Annotated in this window: 1 protein-coding gene; it reads left to right on the forward strand. The window is 76.7% G+C overall.

Features of this window, described 5'->3' with window-relative positions; translation table 11 throughout:
* The coding region (locus AC2W7G_RS18260; RefSeq protein WP_485869681.1) for a helicase-related protein at positions 1 to 553 on the forward strand (553 nt) is incomplete at both ends.

Consider the following 553-nt stretch of genomic DNA (forward strand, 5'->3'; position numbering starts at 1 on the left):
CGGGGCCGAGCGGCCGACCTGCTCACCGACCTCGTCTGGGCGCACGCGGTCGCTCGCGTTCGTCCGCTCCCGGCGCGGTGCCGAGACGGTCGCCATCGGCACGCAGCAGCGTCTGGCCGAGGTCGACCCCGACCTCGCGACCCGCGTCGCCACCTACCGCGGCGGCTACCTGCCCGAGGACCGTCGCGCGCTGGAGCGCCAGCTGCGCAGCGGCGAGCTCATGGCCCTGGCCAGCACGAACGCGCTCGAGCTGGGCATCGACGTGTCGGGGCTCGACGCCGTCGTCACCGTCGGCTACCCGGGCACCCGGGCGGCGCTGTGGCAGCAGCTGGGGCGCGCCGGACGCGCCGGACGTCCCGCGCTGGGCGTGATGATCGCCCGCGACGAGCCGCTCGACACGTTCCTCGTGCACCACCCGGACGCGCTGCTCGGCGCGCCGGTGGAGGCCAGCGTCTTCGACCCCGACAACCCGTACGTGCTGGGGCCGCACCTGGCCGCGGCCGCGCAGGAGGTGCCGCTCACCGAGGCCGACCTGCCGCCTGTTCGGGCCCGC

It is taken from the genome of Aeromicrobium sp. PFPM2_SD2 (assembly GCF_057364525.1).